Annotated in this window: 14 protein-coding genes; all 14 read left to right on the top strand. The window is 45.8% G+C overall.

Annotation, left to right across the window (positions count from 1 at the left end; translation table 11 throughout):
* Positions 1 to 74: 74 nt before the first annotated feature.
* The 14 genes from L4D79_RS01720 to L4D79_RS01785 all read left to right on the top strand — a co-directional run bounded on the left by L4D79_RS01720 (position 75) and on the right by L4D79_RS01785 (position 15,669).
* A complete protein-coding gene (locus tag L4D79_RS01720; protein ID WP_428646517.1) occupies positions 75 to 965 on the top strand; it encodes a TIM barrel protein in 891 nt (296 codons plus the stop codon).
* A 75-nt stretch (positions 966 to 1,040) separates the two neighbouring features.
* A complete protein-coding gene (locus L4D79_RS01725) occupies positions 1,041 to 1,928 on the top strand; it encodes a sugar phosphate isomerase/epimerase family protein (RefSeq protein ID WP_428646519.1) in 888 nt (295 codons plus the stop codon).
* A gap of 8 nt (positions 1,929 to 1,936) precedes the next feature.
* Positions 1,937 to 2,680 carry a sulfite exporter TauE/SafE family protein gene (locus L4D79_RS01730; protein WP_428646522.1) on the top strand — a complete coding sequence of 248 codons (744 nt, stop codon included), beginning with the start codon at positions 1,937 to 1,939 and terminating at the stop codon, positions 2,678 to 2,680.
* 237 nt (positions 2,681 to 2,917) lie between these two features.
* A complete protein-coding gene (locus tag L4D79_RS01735) occupies positions 2,918 to 3,643 on the top strand; it encodes a carbonic anhydrase family protein (protein ID WP_428646525.1) in 726 nt (241 codons plus the stop codon).
* Between the two features lie 105 nt (positions 3,644 to 3,748).
* A complete protein-coding gene (locus L4D79_RS01740) occupies positions 3,749 to 4,267 on the top strand; it encodes a hypothetical protein (protein WP_428646527.1) in 519 nt (172 codons plus the stop codon).
* A gap of 10 nt (positions 4,268 to 4,277) precedes the next feature.
* On the top strand, positions 4,278 to 4,592 hold the full coding sequence (locus L4D79_RS01745; protein WP_428646530.1) for a PTS fructose transporter subunit IIB: 315 nt from the start codon (positions 4,278 to 4,280) through the stop codon (positions 4,590 to 4,592).
* Positions 4,593 to 4,603: 11 nt separating this feature from the next.
* Positions 4,604 to 5,698 (top strand): PTS fructose transporter subunit IIC, encoded by a 1,095-nt coding sequence (locus L4D79_RS01750; RefSeq protein WP_428646532.1) that lies wholly within the window; start codon positions 4,604 to 4,606, stop codon positions 5,696 to 5,698.
* A gap of 10 nt (positions 5,699 to 5,708) precedes the next feature.
* Positions 5,709 to 8,327 carry a glycoside hydrolase family 38 N-terminal domain-containing protein gene (locus L4D79_RS01755; protein WP_428646534.1) on the top strand — a complete coding sequence of 873 codons (2,619 nt, stop codon included), beginning with the start codon at positions 5,709 to 5,711 and terminating at the stop codon, positions 8,325 to 8,327.
* Between the two features lie 140 nt (positions 8,328 to 8,467).
* Positions 8,468 to 11,011 carry a phosphoenolpyruvate--protein phosphotransferase gene (gene ptsP / locus L4D79_RS01760; RefSeq protein ID WP_428646537.1) on the top strand — a complete coding sequence of 848 codons (2,544 nt, stop codon included), beginning with the start codon at positions 8,468 to 8,470 and terminating at the stop codon, positions 11,009 to 11,011.
* Between the two features lie 48 nt (positions 11,012 to 11,059).
* Positions 11,060 to 11,404 carry a SemiSWEET transporter gene (locus L4D79_RS01765; RefSeq protein ID WP_428646540.1) on the top strand — a complete coding sequence of 115 codons (345 nt, stop codon included), beginning with the start codon at positions 11,060 to 11,062 and terminating at the stop codon, positions 11,402 to 11,404.
* A gap of 177 nt (positions 11,405 to 11,581) precedes the next feature.
* Positions 11,582 to 12,223: a hypothetical protein gene (locus L4D79_RS01770; protein ID WP_428646543.1), complete on the top strand. Its 642-nt coding sequence runs from the start codon at positions 11,582 to 11,584 to the stop codon at positions 12,221 to 12,223.
* Positions 12,192 to 12,455: a PTS fructose transporter subunit IIB gene (locus L4D79_RS01775; protein WP_428646545.1), complete on the top strand. Its 264-nt coding sequence runs from the start codon at positions 12,192 to 12,194 to the stop codon at positions 12,453 to 12,455. The genes L4D79_RS01770 and L4D79_RS01775 overlap by 32 nt, the downstream gene beginning before the upstream one ends.
* On the top strand, positions 12,448 to 13,569 hold the full coding sequence (locus tag L4D79_RS01780) for a PTS fructose transporter subunit IIC (RefSeq protein WP_428646548.1): 1,122 nt from the start codon (positions 12,448 to 12,450) through the stop codon (positions 13,567 to 13,569). Before L4D79_RS01775 ends, L4D79_RS01780 begins: the two co-directional genes overlap by 8 nt.
* A 24-nt stretch (positions 13,570 to 13,593) precedes the next feature.
* Complete coding sequence (locus L4D79_RS01785; RefSeq protein ID WP_428646550.1) at positions 13,594 to 15,669, top strand: metallophosphoesterase; 2,076 nt, start codon at positions 13,594 to 13,596, stop codon at positions 15,667 to 15,669.
* The last annotated feature ends 27 nt before the right edge of the window (positions 15,670 to 15,696 follow it).

Raw genomic sequence — 15,696 nt, forward strand, 5'->3', positions numbered from 1 at the left:
CATTTTTACCTGAGAGTGATTAGTCTGGCTGTAATTTGCTTTATTCAGTTAATGGATCACTTGAGGGTGGAACTATGAGTTATTCAATTGCATGCGCACCTTGTTGTTGGGGTGTTGAATCTTCTGACAATCCACATAATCCGAATTGGATGACAGTGCTGTCGGAAGCGAGGCTAGCGAGCTTTACCGGTACAGAGCTTGGGCCTTACGGTTTTTTGCCGCTCGAGGCAGATACGGTAAACACGGCACTGTATATCAAAGAGTTGGAAATCTGTGCCGGCACCATTTTCGAGCCGCTGTCTGAGGCAAGTAGCTATGAAGACATTATCAATAAAACTAAGCGCCTGTGTGGTTTGCTGAAGAAAATCGGCTGTGAAAAGCTGGTAGTGATTGATTGTGTCAATGACATCAGAAGCCGTTACGCGGGTATGCCTGAGCAGGCACCACGATTAGATGCTGAGCGTTGGGCGCAGATGATGATAACCATCAGAGATATTGCAGAGATTGCCAAGCGTCATGACATTAGAGCGGTGGTTCACCCTCATGCTGGTGGTTATATCGAATACCAAGATGAAATCGACCGTATGTTAGTGGATTTACCCTCTGAGGATGTTGGGCTTTGCCTCGATACCGGACACCTGTATTACGCCACTATGGACCCAGCAAAGAGCCTAATTCAATATGCAGAAAGGCTAGAGTATGTGCATTTCAAAGATGTAAACCAACATCGTCTACAGCAGGCTATTAAGGAGCAAGTAGGCTTTTGGCAAGCATGTGCTGATGGCGTGATGTGTCCGTTAGGTGAAGGTGCGGTAGATTATGATAAAGTTTTCCAAGCGCTCGAATCTATAGGTTACCGCGGTTGGATCACTATTGAACAAGAACGCGATCCACGTTATTCAGACACCACACTACCCGATATTAAAAAGAGCCGTCAGTTCTTAGTTGACAAAGGATTCATTTAACAAGGGTTCAACGAGCAACGTAGACAGTCTATTTAAGAAAAATTTTAAGAAGTTTGTCATGTAGAGGATGTAATTATGGCAATGAAAATAGCGTGTGCACCTTGTTGCTGGGGAGTGGAGAGCTCAGTGCAAGGCGAGAATCCAAGTTGGGGTAAAGTGCTCGTTGAGGCACATGAAGCAGGGTATGAGGGGATTGAACTTGGGCCTGTCGGGTATTTTCCTGAAGATCCTTCTATTCTTGCCAGTTCACTGCGGGTCAGGGGCATGAAAGTGTGCGCAGGAAATTTACATGGTGACTTTAGTTGCCCCGAGTCAAAAAACGACATTCTTGCAAATGCACAACGTGTTGTTGATCTGCTCGCTGCGATTGGTGTCGACAAGTTAATTATTATGGATCGTGCCAATGCAGCCAGGGATGCCTATGTTGGCCATGGTGTGATTGCACCTAGGCTCAAAAAGGAGCAGCTGCAGGCGATGGTTGCGACTATTTCAGCGGTTGCTGGAATAGCGGCAGACAAAGGAGTACGGACATTATTGCATCCAAGCTCCGGTGGCTTTGTTGCTTTTTCTGATGAGATTGCGGCAGTCATGAATGCCATTCCGGCTGAGCGACTCGGCTTGTGTTTGGACATCGGTCATCTGTTTATTGACGGTATGAAGCCTGAAGAGTTGATCTGGCGGTACGCGAACCGGTTAGAGCACCTGCACTTAAAGGATGTAGATGGCCAGCAGTTACATAATGCACTTCGCAGCCGCTGTGGGATGGCAAATGCTTTCAGTCAGGGGTTAACCCGTCCTCTCGGCGAGGGTAGTATTAACTTCTCTAAAGTCTTCCAAGTTCTGCAGGATATTGATTACCAAGGCTGGATTGTTGTTGAGCAAGAGCGTGCAGTGTATCAGCTAGATCAAGTGAAAGTGGACATGGCAAAGAGCCGAGGTTATCTGGCTGAACACTGTATATAAGGGCTGAGATGATTGTTACCGATCCTTGGTTTTATATTACTGCCGTACCTGCTGTATTGATTTATGGGATTGGTAAAGGCGGTTTGGGCGGAGCACTTGGGATCATTGCGGTTCCTTTGATGGCTCTAGTGGTTTCGCCAACACAAGCCGCCGCTATCTTACTTCCTATACTTTGTGTCATGGATGCGTTTGCTGTTAAGCAACACTACCGTAGTGTAGACTATTCGATCTTGCGCCAAATGCTGCCGGGTTCCTTATTAGGGGTATTACTGGCGGGCTTATTCCTCAGTGTTACCCCTGAGTCCGGACTTAAACTATTGATCGGCGTGCTGTCGCTGCTATTTTGCTTGCAGTATGTGTTGGGTGGCAGTCAGCAAGATAGCAAGCCAGGTAAAGCAAGTGCATGGTGGTGGAGCAGCTTGTCTGGTTTTTCCAGTACTGCCATCCATGCCGGCGGTGGACCTGCCAGTATTTACTTGCTACCGCTGCGGCTTGAGAAAGTCAGCTTGATTGCCACTATGGCTGTGTTATTTGCCATTATCAATTTAGCCAAGCTTATTCCCTATAGCTTGCTCGGGGAGTTTGATACCACGAACTTGATGACAGCATTGGTACTCATGCCTCTCGCTCCGGTTGGGGTTTATATGGGGGTGTGGTTACTTCATCGTGTTAGCCAAGATGTGGTTTACCGGTTATGTTACTTATTCTTGTTCATATCAGGGATGAAGCTGGTTACGGATGTTCTATATTAATCGCGCAGGGTAAACCCTGCGTTTTTCTGAGCTCCTCTATCTCAAGTAAATGTAAATCAATCTTAATCTTATTTCATGATTAGCCACCCAGTTTGGTAACGAGTAAGGTGAGGTTGGGGCTGTTCAACAATACTGGTGTGTAACGCTGATATATTTGCTAATATTTCGTGTCTCTTTTTTATACAATTCTTGTGCATATTCAAGTACTTCACTTACCTAGTATTCAGGATGTATTGGATGTGTAATAAAAGCTGTTCATTTGACTTATCAAAGCGAAACTTACTGAAGTTATCAGCCGGTGCAGTGGCTTTTGCGGCTGTTGGTGGATTGCCATCTGTGTCTTATGCTGCCTCGTTAACAAAAGAAGAGCGTGATGCAATGACTCCAGACCAGGTGGTTAAATCCTTGGTCGATGGGAATCAGCGGTTCGTAACCGGGAAGGCGGTTGGGCATGATTACCTCGCGCAGAAAAGAACAAGCCAACAAGGCCAATACCCATCAGCGGTTATTTTAAGTTGTATTGACTCTAGGGCCCCAGCAGAAATCGTTTTGGATGCTGGAATTGGCGAAGTATTCAATAGCCGTGTAGCCGGTAACGTGTCCAACAGTGACATCTTAGGGAGTATGGAATTTGCCACAGCTGTTGCGGGTGCAAAAGTCATAATGGTGATGGGGCACACTAAATGCGGTGCTGTCCAAGGTGCAATAGCCAATGTTGAACTGGGCAATCTGACCTCATTACTTGATAAGATTAAGCCAGCAGTTAGTGAAACTAAATTTGATGGGGAACGAACGCCTGAGAATTATGATTTTGTTGATGCCGTCGCAAAAACAAATGTTCAATTAACCTTGGATGAAATAAGAAATAATAGCGAGACAATACGAGATTTAGAAACAAAGGGTGCGATTAAACTCGTCGGTGCAATGTACGATATCTCTAATGGGAAAATAGCGATATTGTAATTAATGATAATTTAAATAGTGCGCTTGTAATCATTTGTGAATCTCATCACATCTTAATTGAGTTTAACTGTATAAGATTTGCGTATCTTTACAGGGGATACTTCGATGAAATTTGATTCAGCCACGCTATTAGTATTTATCCAGGGTGTTTTACGCACTCTGGTTAATGCTATTTATTCGTGTGCCTGTATCAATGCCAGTGAAAGTCTAGTCTCCAGCTCTGATAAGGAGCTGGATGAGATAGCGTCGGATTATAACCAGCTGTATATTCGTGTTGGTGACATGCTTGGTAAGCACGTCAGGTACTGGTGTGATGTTTCTTGCACTCGCTGGAAACGCAATCATCAATGCTGTGCGGCACAAATCCGCACCTTGTTTTCCTTACTGTCGCTGACATACCTATATTTTGCTAAACAAGTTTCGGCCAGTTCTTTGGTGTGTTTCTATCGCTATGCACCAGCGAATGCAGTTATGTCTATGGCAAATGGAACTGTATCACTTGGTCGTGAAAATGCTAATAAAAGCAATGTAGTTAACGTTAGCATCCATCAATTGAGCAGCAATCATCGCAAGATGGTTGCTGCTTTTTTTGTTTATAACAACAGCAACTTATCAAGTTGCTAGCGAGGTCAATATGTATATCGTTTGTGTAGCAGCGTGCCCAACTGGAATTGCCCATACCTATATGGCAGCCGAAGCCCTTGAAGTGCTGGGGAAAGAGCGTGGTTGGGAAGTAAAAGTAGAAACCCAAGGCAGTACCGGTATCGATAATGCGATCACCGAAGATGATGTCGCTCGTGCTGATGGCGCGATCATTGCCGCCGAAGTTGCAGTGGAAGGGATGGATAGGTTTGAGCCACTTACTATTTTGGAATGTGCGGTAGCAGACCCGATCAAACAGCCTGATGCAGTATATGAAACCATGATGCATTTAATTAATAATAATTAAGGATAATTACCATGGCCCTACTACTAAAAAAAGAAAAAACAGAATTAGATAAATTACGTGAAGCATTAATGACCGGTGTTTCATACATGATTCCAGTTATTGTAGCTGGTGGCATGATGTTAGCATTTGGCTCGTTATTTGAAACGATAACCGGTGTCGATTTAAAAGAAAGCAATTCCTTAGTTGCCCAATTAATAAATGACTTAAAAACCTTTGGTTTATATGGCCTGACATTATTATTCCCAGTAATTGCTGCTTTTGTTGGTTTTGGTTTAGCCGGAAAACCCGCTATAGCACCGGGGTTAATTGCCGGTATGCTGGCGCGTGATATGCAGATGGGTTTCTTAGGGGCACTGCTCGGCGGTTTGATGGTTGGTTACTTGGTCCGCTGGATGCTGGCTAATATCAAGCTGCCAAAAGAGTTTCGCAGTTTGTTACCTATGGTTATTATTCCGCTGATTGGTACTGCCATCGTCCTCTTTGTGATGAAGTATATTGTCGGCTATCCGCTTATCGCCCTTAATACCGGTTTGGAAAACTGGTTGGTGGGTATGTCCGGCGGTAACAAGGTACTTATGGCTGCGGTATTAGGTGCCATGGTCGGGTTTGATTTGGGTGGGCCAATTAACAAAGCGGCAATTACCGTCAGCCTAGGATTGTTTGCCCAAGGCATCTTCGAGCCAGTGACTGCGTCACATATCGCCATCATGATTGCACCGTTTGGTATTGGTTTATCTACGATTATTGCGAAGCAGTATTACAGCAAAGAGCTACAAGAGAATGGTCGTGCAGCCCTGATGATGTCATGTGTTGGTATTAGTGAGGGGGCCATACCATTTATCTTAGCCAACCCTGCTTTGATCATTATTAATACTATCGGTAGTGCGATTGCCGCATCGATGGTGATTATGTTTGATTCAATTGTTCAGGCGCCAGCTGCCGGTATTCTTGCTCTTATTCTGTCGTCCAACTTCTTCTTATACCTCATTTCTATCGCGACTGGTGTCGCCTTTGTGGCGGTCTCGACCACGCTATTGATGAAGCGACAATTCAATAAGCAATCAGCAGAAGCTGAAGTTCAACCGCAGACAGCAAAATCAGCTTAAGGTAATCGTAATGTCAATGAATAAGAAAGCATACATAGTTCCTCATACCCACTGGGATCGGGAGTGGTACTTCAGTACGGAGGAATCACAGGTGCTGCTGGTGTTTACCATGCAGCAAATGCTAGAGCAATTGGAAAATGATGAAGGGTTACCTTGTTTCGTGCTCGATGGTCAGTCGGTGATGCTCGAAGATTACTTGAGTGTTGTGCCTGAAGATACTGACAGGGTTAAAGCTTTGGTTAAGTCAGGTAAGTTGTTGGTCGGCCCATGGTATACCCAAACCGACCAATGCGTTGTTCATGGTGAATCTCAAATCAGGAATCTATTGTGGGGTTGTCGTGATGCTGAGCGCTTTGGCGCGATAATGAAAGTAGGGTATGTGCCTGACTCCTTTGGACAAAGTGAACAACTTCCTCAACTCCTACAACACTTCAACATCGATAAGTGCGTGTTCTGGCGCGGGATTTGGGAAGGGATTTGCGCGAATACCGAGTTTGTTTGGCGTGCACCTGATGGTAATGAAGTGACCACGGCAGTACTCGAGTTTGGTTATAGTGCCTTCCAAGGTATGAAACCGATGGATACGCACCTGGACGGTATTGATCAGAAAATGACTGAGCGTTTCTGGCCAGGGGATCGGGAGCACTTCTTGTTTATGGGAGGGCACGATCAAAAGCCGTGGCAAAGAGAAACGGTGCAAGCTATTAAGCAAGCAAATGAAGCGCGTCCTTACCAATATCAACTGTGTAGTTTTGATGACTACTTTGCCAGGACGACAACCGGGTCATTACCTGTGGTTGAAAGCGAAATGTTGTATGGTAAATACAGCCGTATTCACCGTGGCATATATTCCACTCGCTACGATATCAAAAAGCTCAACAGTGATGTCGAGAACCTGCTGATCAACCAGCTTGAGCCTTTGTTGACTGTCGCCAATCAACTTGGTCTGAAGTACCCCTATGGTTTGATGGAGAAAAACTGGAAACAGTTGATGCAGAGCCATGCCCATGACTCAATCGGTGGTTGCAATACCGACTCGGTGAATCGCCAGGTGCAGGCACGTATTCAGGCTGTTCGCGAGAATGCTGAACGGTTGAAGGAAATCACCCTCAAGCAGTTGGCTGATTCATCAACGACAGGCAAAGACGGCGAGTATGTATTGGTTTTCAACCCACTGCCATACAGTCGCAATGTGCAAATTGAGTTGGAATTGGTGCTGCCGACACGTCAGTTTGCCATCTATGACGGTGAGCAAAAGGTAGAAACGCAATCTGTCGCATGCGATTTGGTGGATATCAATGCCATTGTCCAAGATCCAACCACCTTGGGTGATGAACGTTTTCGGTCATGGTACCGCCACAATGTCTTGGTCTCTTTGGAAGGCGTACCTGCTTGTGGTTACCGTAACTTGAAAATCGAGCGCTTAGCTGATGTTGAAGAGACTGCAGACGATACCCATCGCACTCAACCAGAAAGTGATAAATCGGCCAACATTGCGAACGAAGCCCTGTCAGTCAGTGTCGATATGCATGGCAAAGTTAGCTTAACTTGCTTGGCTAGCGGCCAGTATTGGGATGACCTCCTGACTTTGGTCGATGGTGGGGATGATGGCGATAACTACGACTTTTCTGAGCCGCATGATGACTATCAAATCGGCTTTACCGCAGAAGCCAAGAGTGTCCGTGTTTGCCATGGTCCACTGCGTTCCGAAATCCGTATTACCTATTGTGCAATGTTGCCCGTTGATCTAACTGAGCGCGCTGAGCAGCGTTGTTCTGTCAAACAAAGCCTTGATGTTGTGCTGGGGCTGGAAAAGGGCTGTGAGCAACTCGATATTGCGATCGAGCTTGATAACCAAGTCAACGATCATAGGCTTCAGCTGCATGTGAATGGCGATTTTGCTCGCGCTCAGAGTATTGCCGATCAGCCTATCGGGTTAATTCAGCGAGGTAACGACGAGTCAGCGTTATCGATCTGGCAAGAGCAGCAATGGACATCTTGCCCAGTGCCGATTTACCCGATGCAAAGTGTTGTTGCGGGTGAAACCACGCAGGGTGGGATCGCGGTGATGACGGATGGTATTCGCGAATATCAGCAATACGAAGACTCGATTGCCATTACTTTGTTCCGAGCCATGGGCGTTGTAGGTAAACCTGATCTTAAATACCGACCTGGACGCTTGTCAGGGCTGCCTGATGCAAGCCCTGATTCCCAGCTTCGCCAGCCATTGTCTTTCCGTTTGGCGCTTTACCCATTCAGCGGCAGTGCTTATGAAGCTGGATTATGCCATCGCGTCAAGGAATGGCTGAGCACACCGTTGACCTTGCATAACGGCGTTGTGCAGCGATTTATGATTGCACCTCCAATGTTTACGGCACCTGAAACATTCAGCTTATTCGCTCTGAATCAACCTGCTGTGACAGTGAGTGCGGTTAAGGTTTGTGAAGACGACAGTCAAAGTGTGATTGTCAGATTAATGAATACAGGTGTGGGTGAGGTTGCTCTCGGTGAGCTCCCTGCTGGCTGGGAAGTCCAACAAGTTGATGGCATGGAGCGCATTGTTGGTGATGTAACGGCAGACTCTGTTATACCGACTCAAGGCATGCTTGGCCTGCGCTTGAAGAAATAATCGAAATACTCGTTCTTACCCCTCACCCAAGTCCTATCGCTCGGGTGAGTGGTCTTCTACACCCAAAATTTGTATTGAATAACAAAAATCGAATAAAACTATCTAACAAAAAACTATCTAATAATCCCGAAGGGGCAACCATGACTACATTATTTGAATTTACCAACCCACTGGAAAATGGCATTCATGCCAGACCAGCGGCAGAAATAGAGAATCGAGCAAAACGTTTTAGTTGCCAGATCACCCTATTGAATAAAAGTAAAGGGACGAAAGCAGACGCAAAAAGTGTGCTGTCACTTGTTGGCGCCGATGTTGTATTGGGGGATGAATGCCAGTTTGTGTTTGATGGTGAAGATGAACAGGCTGCGTGTGATTCGCTTAAATCTTTTGTTGATACTGAATTTGCTCATTGCGATGCGCCGCTAGAGAGTTTGGCTGTAGATGTAAATCAGCCACTACCGGTTTCGCTGAGCAAAGCAGATCCAATGTATGTGCGTGGCAGCATCGTGTCTACCGGCTTTGGTGAAGGTCGCCCAGTGGTTTGTCGTCAGGTTGACTTGCATCAACTTGCGCTGAATACCGAGTTTTCTTGCAATGGCAGCACCGATACGGCATTGACTAAAGCACTATTTACACTCTGTCAGCAACTTGAAGAGGCGATAACCCAGGCTGAAGCAACAGGTAGCCATGAAGAGCTGACGATCCTTAAAGCACATTCACAAATGGCCGGGGATAGCCTATTTAGTGAAACCCTGGCGAAATATAGCCAGCAGGCAAACCCAATCCTTGCCATCGCACAGGCATCAGATGAGCTGAAAGCCCCGATGTTGAAAAGCCAGAGCAACTATATGCGTGAGCGTGCCCTAGACATCGACGACTTGTGCACAAGACTAGCAAGCTTGGTGGTTGGAAAGGCGCTGCAGCAACCTGTAACCTTGTCGGAAGACAGTATCTTACTAGCGGACAACCTGACGCCGAGTGAATTTTTGGCATTGGATAAGTGCTTGCTAAAAGGAATCGTGTTAACTGAAGCAGGACAAACGTCGCATACAGTGATTTTGGCTCGCTCATTTGGTATTCCTGTGCTTACAGCCGTTGAGGCTGCAGAGGCTTTTGCCCATGATGCACAGAGCCTGATATTAGATGCTCGTTTTGGCTGTCTGATCCGCGATCCTAATGACAAGGTTGCGCAGTTCTATTTGTTAGAACAACGCAAGCAGGTAGCGAAAGAGGCCCTGTTAACGCCTTTTGCTATGAGTAAAGGGCAGACTAAAGATGGCCACCCTTTGGCCTTGTACGCCAACATTGCGGTTGGGCTTGAAGCGGATAGTGCATTTGATCGCGGGGCTGAAGGGATCGGACTGTTCCGTACCGAAATGCTCTTTATGGACCAAGAGCAAGCACCCAGTGAAGATGAGCAGTATGACGTTTACCGGGAAGTGATCGAAGCGGCTTCAGGTAAGCCTGTGATTATTCGAACCCTTGATATCGGCGGTGACAAACCGTTGCCGTACTTGGAATTGCCTGCAGAGGAAAACCCTTTCCTTGGTTATCGTGCAGTGCGTATGTATCCACAATATCAGTCGATGGTTGAAAGCCAAATCCGTGCTTTGCTAAGGGCTTCACGTCACGGTGTAGTCAATATCATGATCCCGATGATTGCTTGTGTGGAAGAGGTGCAATGGATTAATCAAATCTGCAAACAATGTGAAGAGAAGCTTCATTCCGAAGGTGTTATCACCGGGCAGTGGCGGCTAGGGATCATGGTCGAAGTGCCATCGGCTTGTTATATGATCGACAAAGTTGCCGATATGATTGATTTCATCTCTGTGGGAAGCAATGACCTGACTCAATATTTTATGGCCTGTGATCGCGGTAACCGGAAAGTCTCTGCGCTATATGACAGTCTGCATCCTGGCTTTATTGCATTTCTGCATGATATTGCAAAAAGGGCTAAAAAAGCCGGTGTTGAGCTGGGTATTTGCGGCGAAATGGCAAGTGATAAAAGGGCATTACCGCTATTGCTAGCGATGGGATTTGACGAAATCAGCCTTTCTTCACCGAGCATTGTTCAGCGCCGTGCCGACTTGGCTGCACTTGAATATGTTTCTTGCCGTAAACTACTTGAAGCAGTGTGTACGCTATCAACGGTTGAACAAGTGAAAGCAGAAGTTGATCGGTTTTGGCAACAGCAGAGTCAACTTGAAATTTTAGCTGAGCCGCTTGTTATTCAGTGTGATGCGCTTGATAAAGCCGGCGTGATTAAGCAGCTTACGGATAACTTGGAAGTGCAGGGGAGAACAGACAATGCTGGTTCAGTCGAGCAGGCTATATGGGATAGGGAAGCGATTTTTGCCACCTCACTAGGCTTTGGTGTGGCTGTTCCACACTGTAAATCAGAAGCCGTTAGCCACAACAGCATTTCAATTGCACACCTCGCTCAGCCTATCGTATGGAATGAAGCAGACGGCGAGACGGTTTCAACAGTAATCATGTTAACCATCTCCAGCCATGACAAAGAAGGGACACATATGAACATTTTTTCAAAGTTGGCCCGAAAACTGATGCATCGTGATTTTAGAGAATCACTCATGCAAAGTGATACCAAGTTCAACAAAGCCCAAAGTACTGCTGCACATACGGTATCGCTTCTAAAAGGCGTACTTTACGAGCAAGTAGCATAAGTTATAGCAACAAGTGATTCGATTGAATCAGAATTGGATTAGAAAAAGATGAAAGTAATATCGTTGAATGTTGTTGTCGTGATGACAATTTTGGCTATCAGCCTACCTGTGATGATTGATCACCCAACCATGTTGGGGAGCGTTGCCGCAGCGTGTACAACTCTGTCATTTCTTCCTCAGGTGCTACACACCATTAAGACGAAAGATACGGCAGGCATCTCATTGACAATGTATGTCTTGTTTGTGTTCGGCATCTTGTGCTGGCTCATTTATGGGCTGTTATCACATGATCTTCCTCTAATGCTTGGCAATGGTATTACACTGGTTCTTTCTAGTATTGTTTTACTTCTTAAATTGAAATCAAAAACAAATGAAGGGCCAACCATTTTATAAAACAAATATTTATGAATATAGGAAGGTGTTAATTATTATAGTGAACATCTCTATATATTACTTTGTAGTTCGTTTGATTTAGACATACTCCCTGTAATGTGATCTTTGTCTTAGACTGAATAAGAGCATTACTGATAGGATTAATTTGTTAACTTTATATTTGCTTAGGTGATATCAATGCATCGTGTGGTATTGTTTTTTTTCATAGCGTCAGTGAAAGGAAAAGACTGGTTCTTTTCCATGCTTGCTATGATTGAAAATATTAGCCTTGCGTTGACACCAGAACTAGAAAAGTTAAGCCAATCTGAATATAACAAAACTGATGAACTAGATACGTTGGCTAAGCACTGGAGTGGGATGTGGGACAGTGTAACTAAGCAGTTATCATTTCGAAGAGCAGGTAAGCAGCCTGTTCGTGAGTTGCTTGCTATCGCTGAACATCAATCTCGAATTGGTATTCAAGTTGTTGATTTTAATGTTTTATCACGAGGTGTTGATAACTCTTCAATCGCGCAGATGCTGTCTTGCCAGCGTAACATGGGCGATCCGTCAGCAGCATACACTCTGCAGACATTGCAGAGTGTCTCAACGACTCATTTGCTTGGCCACGTCATTTCTCATCAGAAAATAAATCTAGATAAAACCCAAGAAATAAACCGAATAAAAGCACAGAAAGGCATCATGTCTTTACTGTGCTTTTTCTATTTTATCCGAGTGAAAATTAAAGAGGTTAATTATGTACTTTGTTTGTGTAGCAGCTTGTCCAACGGGTGTCGCGCATACTTACATGGCAGCAGAGTCACTAGCTATGGTAGGTAAAGAATTAGGACATGAAGTCAAAGTTGAAACTCAAGGCAGTTTAGGCATTGAAAATGAAATTACCGAAGAAGACATAGCGCGTGCTGATGGCTGTATTATTGCTGCTGAAATTGCTATTACAAAAAAAGACAGATTCTCAAGTTTGCCAATTTTAGAGTGCGCTGTTGCTGACCCAATTAAACATGGAAATGCCGTATTTGAAGCATTATGCGAGGAAATAAATAATGGCTAAGTTTTCAATGAATAAAAAAGAAAAGTCTGTAGGGAATGAAATAAAAACGGCCATTATGACCGGGGTTTCCTATATGCTGCCTTTGATCATTGCTGGGGCAGTGATCATGGGGATCGCGCGTATTGGCGCCTCTTTTTATGGCATCGATAATATTTGGGATGGTAGTCATGCCGAAGCGGCGAATGCCATAGTTCGGATGTTTCATGCATTTGATGGCTTTGGTGGTTTGGCATTAAGCCTAATGCTACCTGTCGTTGCCGGTTACATTGCTTTCTCTATCGCAGATAAACCCGGTATCGCGCCGGGTATGGTCGCCGGCCTGTTAGCAAAAGAGATGGGAACGGGTTTCCTTGGCGCATTGGCAGCGGGCTTTATCGCCGGCTATATCGTCAAAATGCTGGTTACTAAAGTCAAACTGCCTAAATCTGTCGCATCGGCGGGGCCAATTTTCATTATTCCGGTAGGTGGTACTTTGCTGGCTTGCCTAGTCATGATGTACATCATCGGTGACCCGCTTGCTGCAATGAATCGTGGTTTGGAAAGCTGGCTACTTAGCATGTCTGATGGCAATAAAATTGTCTTGGCAGCCGTTGTTGGTGGCATGGTGGGATTTGACTTAGGTGGCCCAATTAATAAGGCCGCTGTGACAACTGCCATGGCGATGCTGGCTTCAGGCATCTATGACCCAAATACCGCCGCACAAGTTGCGATCATTATTCCACCTATTGGTATCGGTGTTGCCACGCTTATTTGGAAACACCGTTTTCCTCACTCCCTACAAGATGCAGGTAAGGCATCAACCTTGATGGGGTTAATTGGGGTTTCAGAAGGGGCGATCCCATTTGCTCTGGCAAATCCAAAGATCATCATTGTTAACGTCATCGGTTCGGCTGTCGGCGCATCGTTGGCTGTTGGATTAGGTGCAGTAAACCGCGCACCCATCTCAGGATTTTATGGTTGGCTGGCCGTTGAAAATTGGCTGGTGTACGTAGTAGCGATAGCCGTTGGCTCTGGGATTATTGCTGCTGGCTCTTTATTAGTCTTCAAAGGTGAAGAGCTACCTAAAAAACAAGAAGAATCAAAACCGAAATTCAAAATTACCCGAGCCCAATAATATTACCTTCACGGAGATACCTTAATGAAAAGGTTCAGAAAAAGCAGTGTTGCGCTCTTACTATCGATGACTATGGGGTCTGCCTTTGCCGCAGAACAAGTGCAAGTCGCCTTTATGCCCGATATTCATTTTCATGACGTATACGGTGATTTTACCGATGGTAGTTTCGACGGCCTGAAAAATAGCCACAGTGGTGAGAATGCAACGATCCGTAGCATGCATGCTCAACTTACATCCACACGTCTGTTTAATGAAAACTACTTTGCCTTGCTTGCCGCTCTCGATGATGCTGCCAAGCGGGGCGTGAAGTATATCGCGTTACCGGGAGATTTTAGTGATGATGGCCAACCGCTCCATATTCGTGGCCTGAAAACTATTCTCGACCACTACGCGAAAACTTACGATATCGAGTTCTTTGCCGCTCCTGGTAATCATGATCCCGTCCGTCCTTTCGACCGGCCTAGCGGGGAAGGGGATTTCCTAGGCGTCGATGGTAAAACTCAGCGGATCTTCAGTAAAGGTGCCAATGAGTGTGTCGGATACGATGGCGAAACAGCAGTGATCAAAGCTGGTTACGAACTGCCGACAATTTGCACCGAGGAAATCCGCGAGTTGGGGTACGAAGGCTTAATGGCGGAGTTAGGTGATTTTGGTTTCTTCCCGCAGCCATCAAACCTGTACTGGGAGACCCCATACTCTTCCTACTCCCAGTCTAATTACAACTTTGACAAAGCACTCGCCCAATCGAAGTATGACCAACGACAGTATGAAATTTGTCACCAAGGGACTGGTGGCGAATATAAGCAGCCTAACTATTCCGCCTGTTTCATGGTACCTGATACCAGCTATCTGGTTGAACCTGTAGAAGGGTTATGGCTACTTGCGATAGACGCTAATGTGTATATCCCCAGCGCTGACGCCGACACTCAGCAGCCAGAACTTGCGTCTAACTTCGCGGGCTCAGGAAATGCGGGATATAACAAAATGCTTACTCATAAGCAGCATGTCATCGAATGGATGAAAACCGTGGTCGAGCGGGCAAATGCTGAGGGTAAGACGCTAGTGGCTTTCAGTCACTTCCCGATGACGGAGTTTTATAACGGTGCTGCAGAGACCATAGAAGATATTTTTGGTCCGGGTAACTTCCAGCTTGCTCGCTCTCCGAAAGAAGATGTGAGCGAGGCATTAGCAAAAACAGGGATCAGGCTGCATGTTGGTGGCCATATGCACTTCAACGATACTGGCGTCAAGCATTACGACGATGGCTCGTTCTTGTTCAATATCCAGGCCCCGTCGATGGCAGCCTATGTACCTGCGTATAAGCTGTTGAGTTTCAAAACGGAAAACCAAGTCGAGGTTGAAACCGTTATTTTGGATAAGGTGCCACGCTTCGACGAGTTGTTCGAGCATTATGAAGAAGAGTGGCAGCATCTCAAAGCCAAGGGTAGCGAGGAGATCTGGAATAAGGATGTGCTGACATCGAAGGATTACTACGAGTTCACTAATTGGCACATTACGGAACTGACCCGAATGCGATTCTTGCCAGAAGAGTGGCCGTGTGATTTGAAGCAGATGGTCTTTGCGCTGGATGGCCGTCAGATGTTGATTCTGAGCCAATTGGATAGCCCGTTAACTCAACAGCAGGTAACGACGCTTACCGAAGGCCAGCAAGCGGTTGAGATCTGCCAAGAAACATCTGTTGCCTTCGAACCGTCGAGCATTAAGGATCCTGATTTTACTAAAGCTTGGAAGCAGGCTGAATCCAACGCGAAGCAGTTAGCCGCAGACAATGGCTTGAAACTGGATGACTTTGCCAAGTGGAATGGGTTTGACTTCGCGGTTGATTTTTATCGCCTGAGAAATGCAGATGAGTTGGCTTTCAAAGATATCGATCGTAACCGGATGCCACAGTATAAGTTGCTGGCGAGTACCTTAGCAGATCAAGCGGGCGCTGTTTCTGACTCGACGCAGTTTGGTGATGTGTTCAAGCAACGTTTCGGTGGCTTATTTGGCATCTTGACGAAGTTTGCCAATGGCCAGCCAAGTTATCACTTCAAACTGGATATGGATAAAGGAACGATCACCGATCTGAAGCGGTAATTCATAACTCACCAAAATGAAATTGGA

This window comes from Photobacterium satsumensis (assembly GCF_050336935.1).
Classification (GTDB): Bacteria; Pseudomonadota; Gammaproteobacteria; order Enterobacterales; family Vibrionaceae; genus Photobacterium; species Photobacterium satsumensis.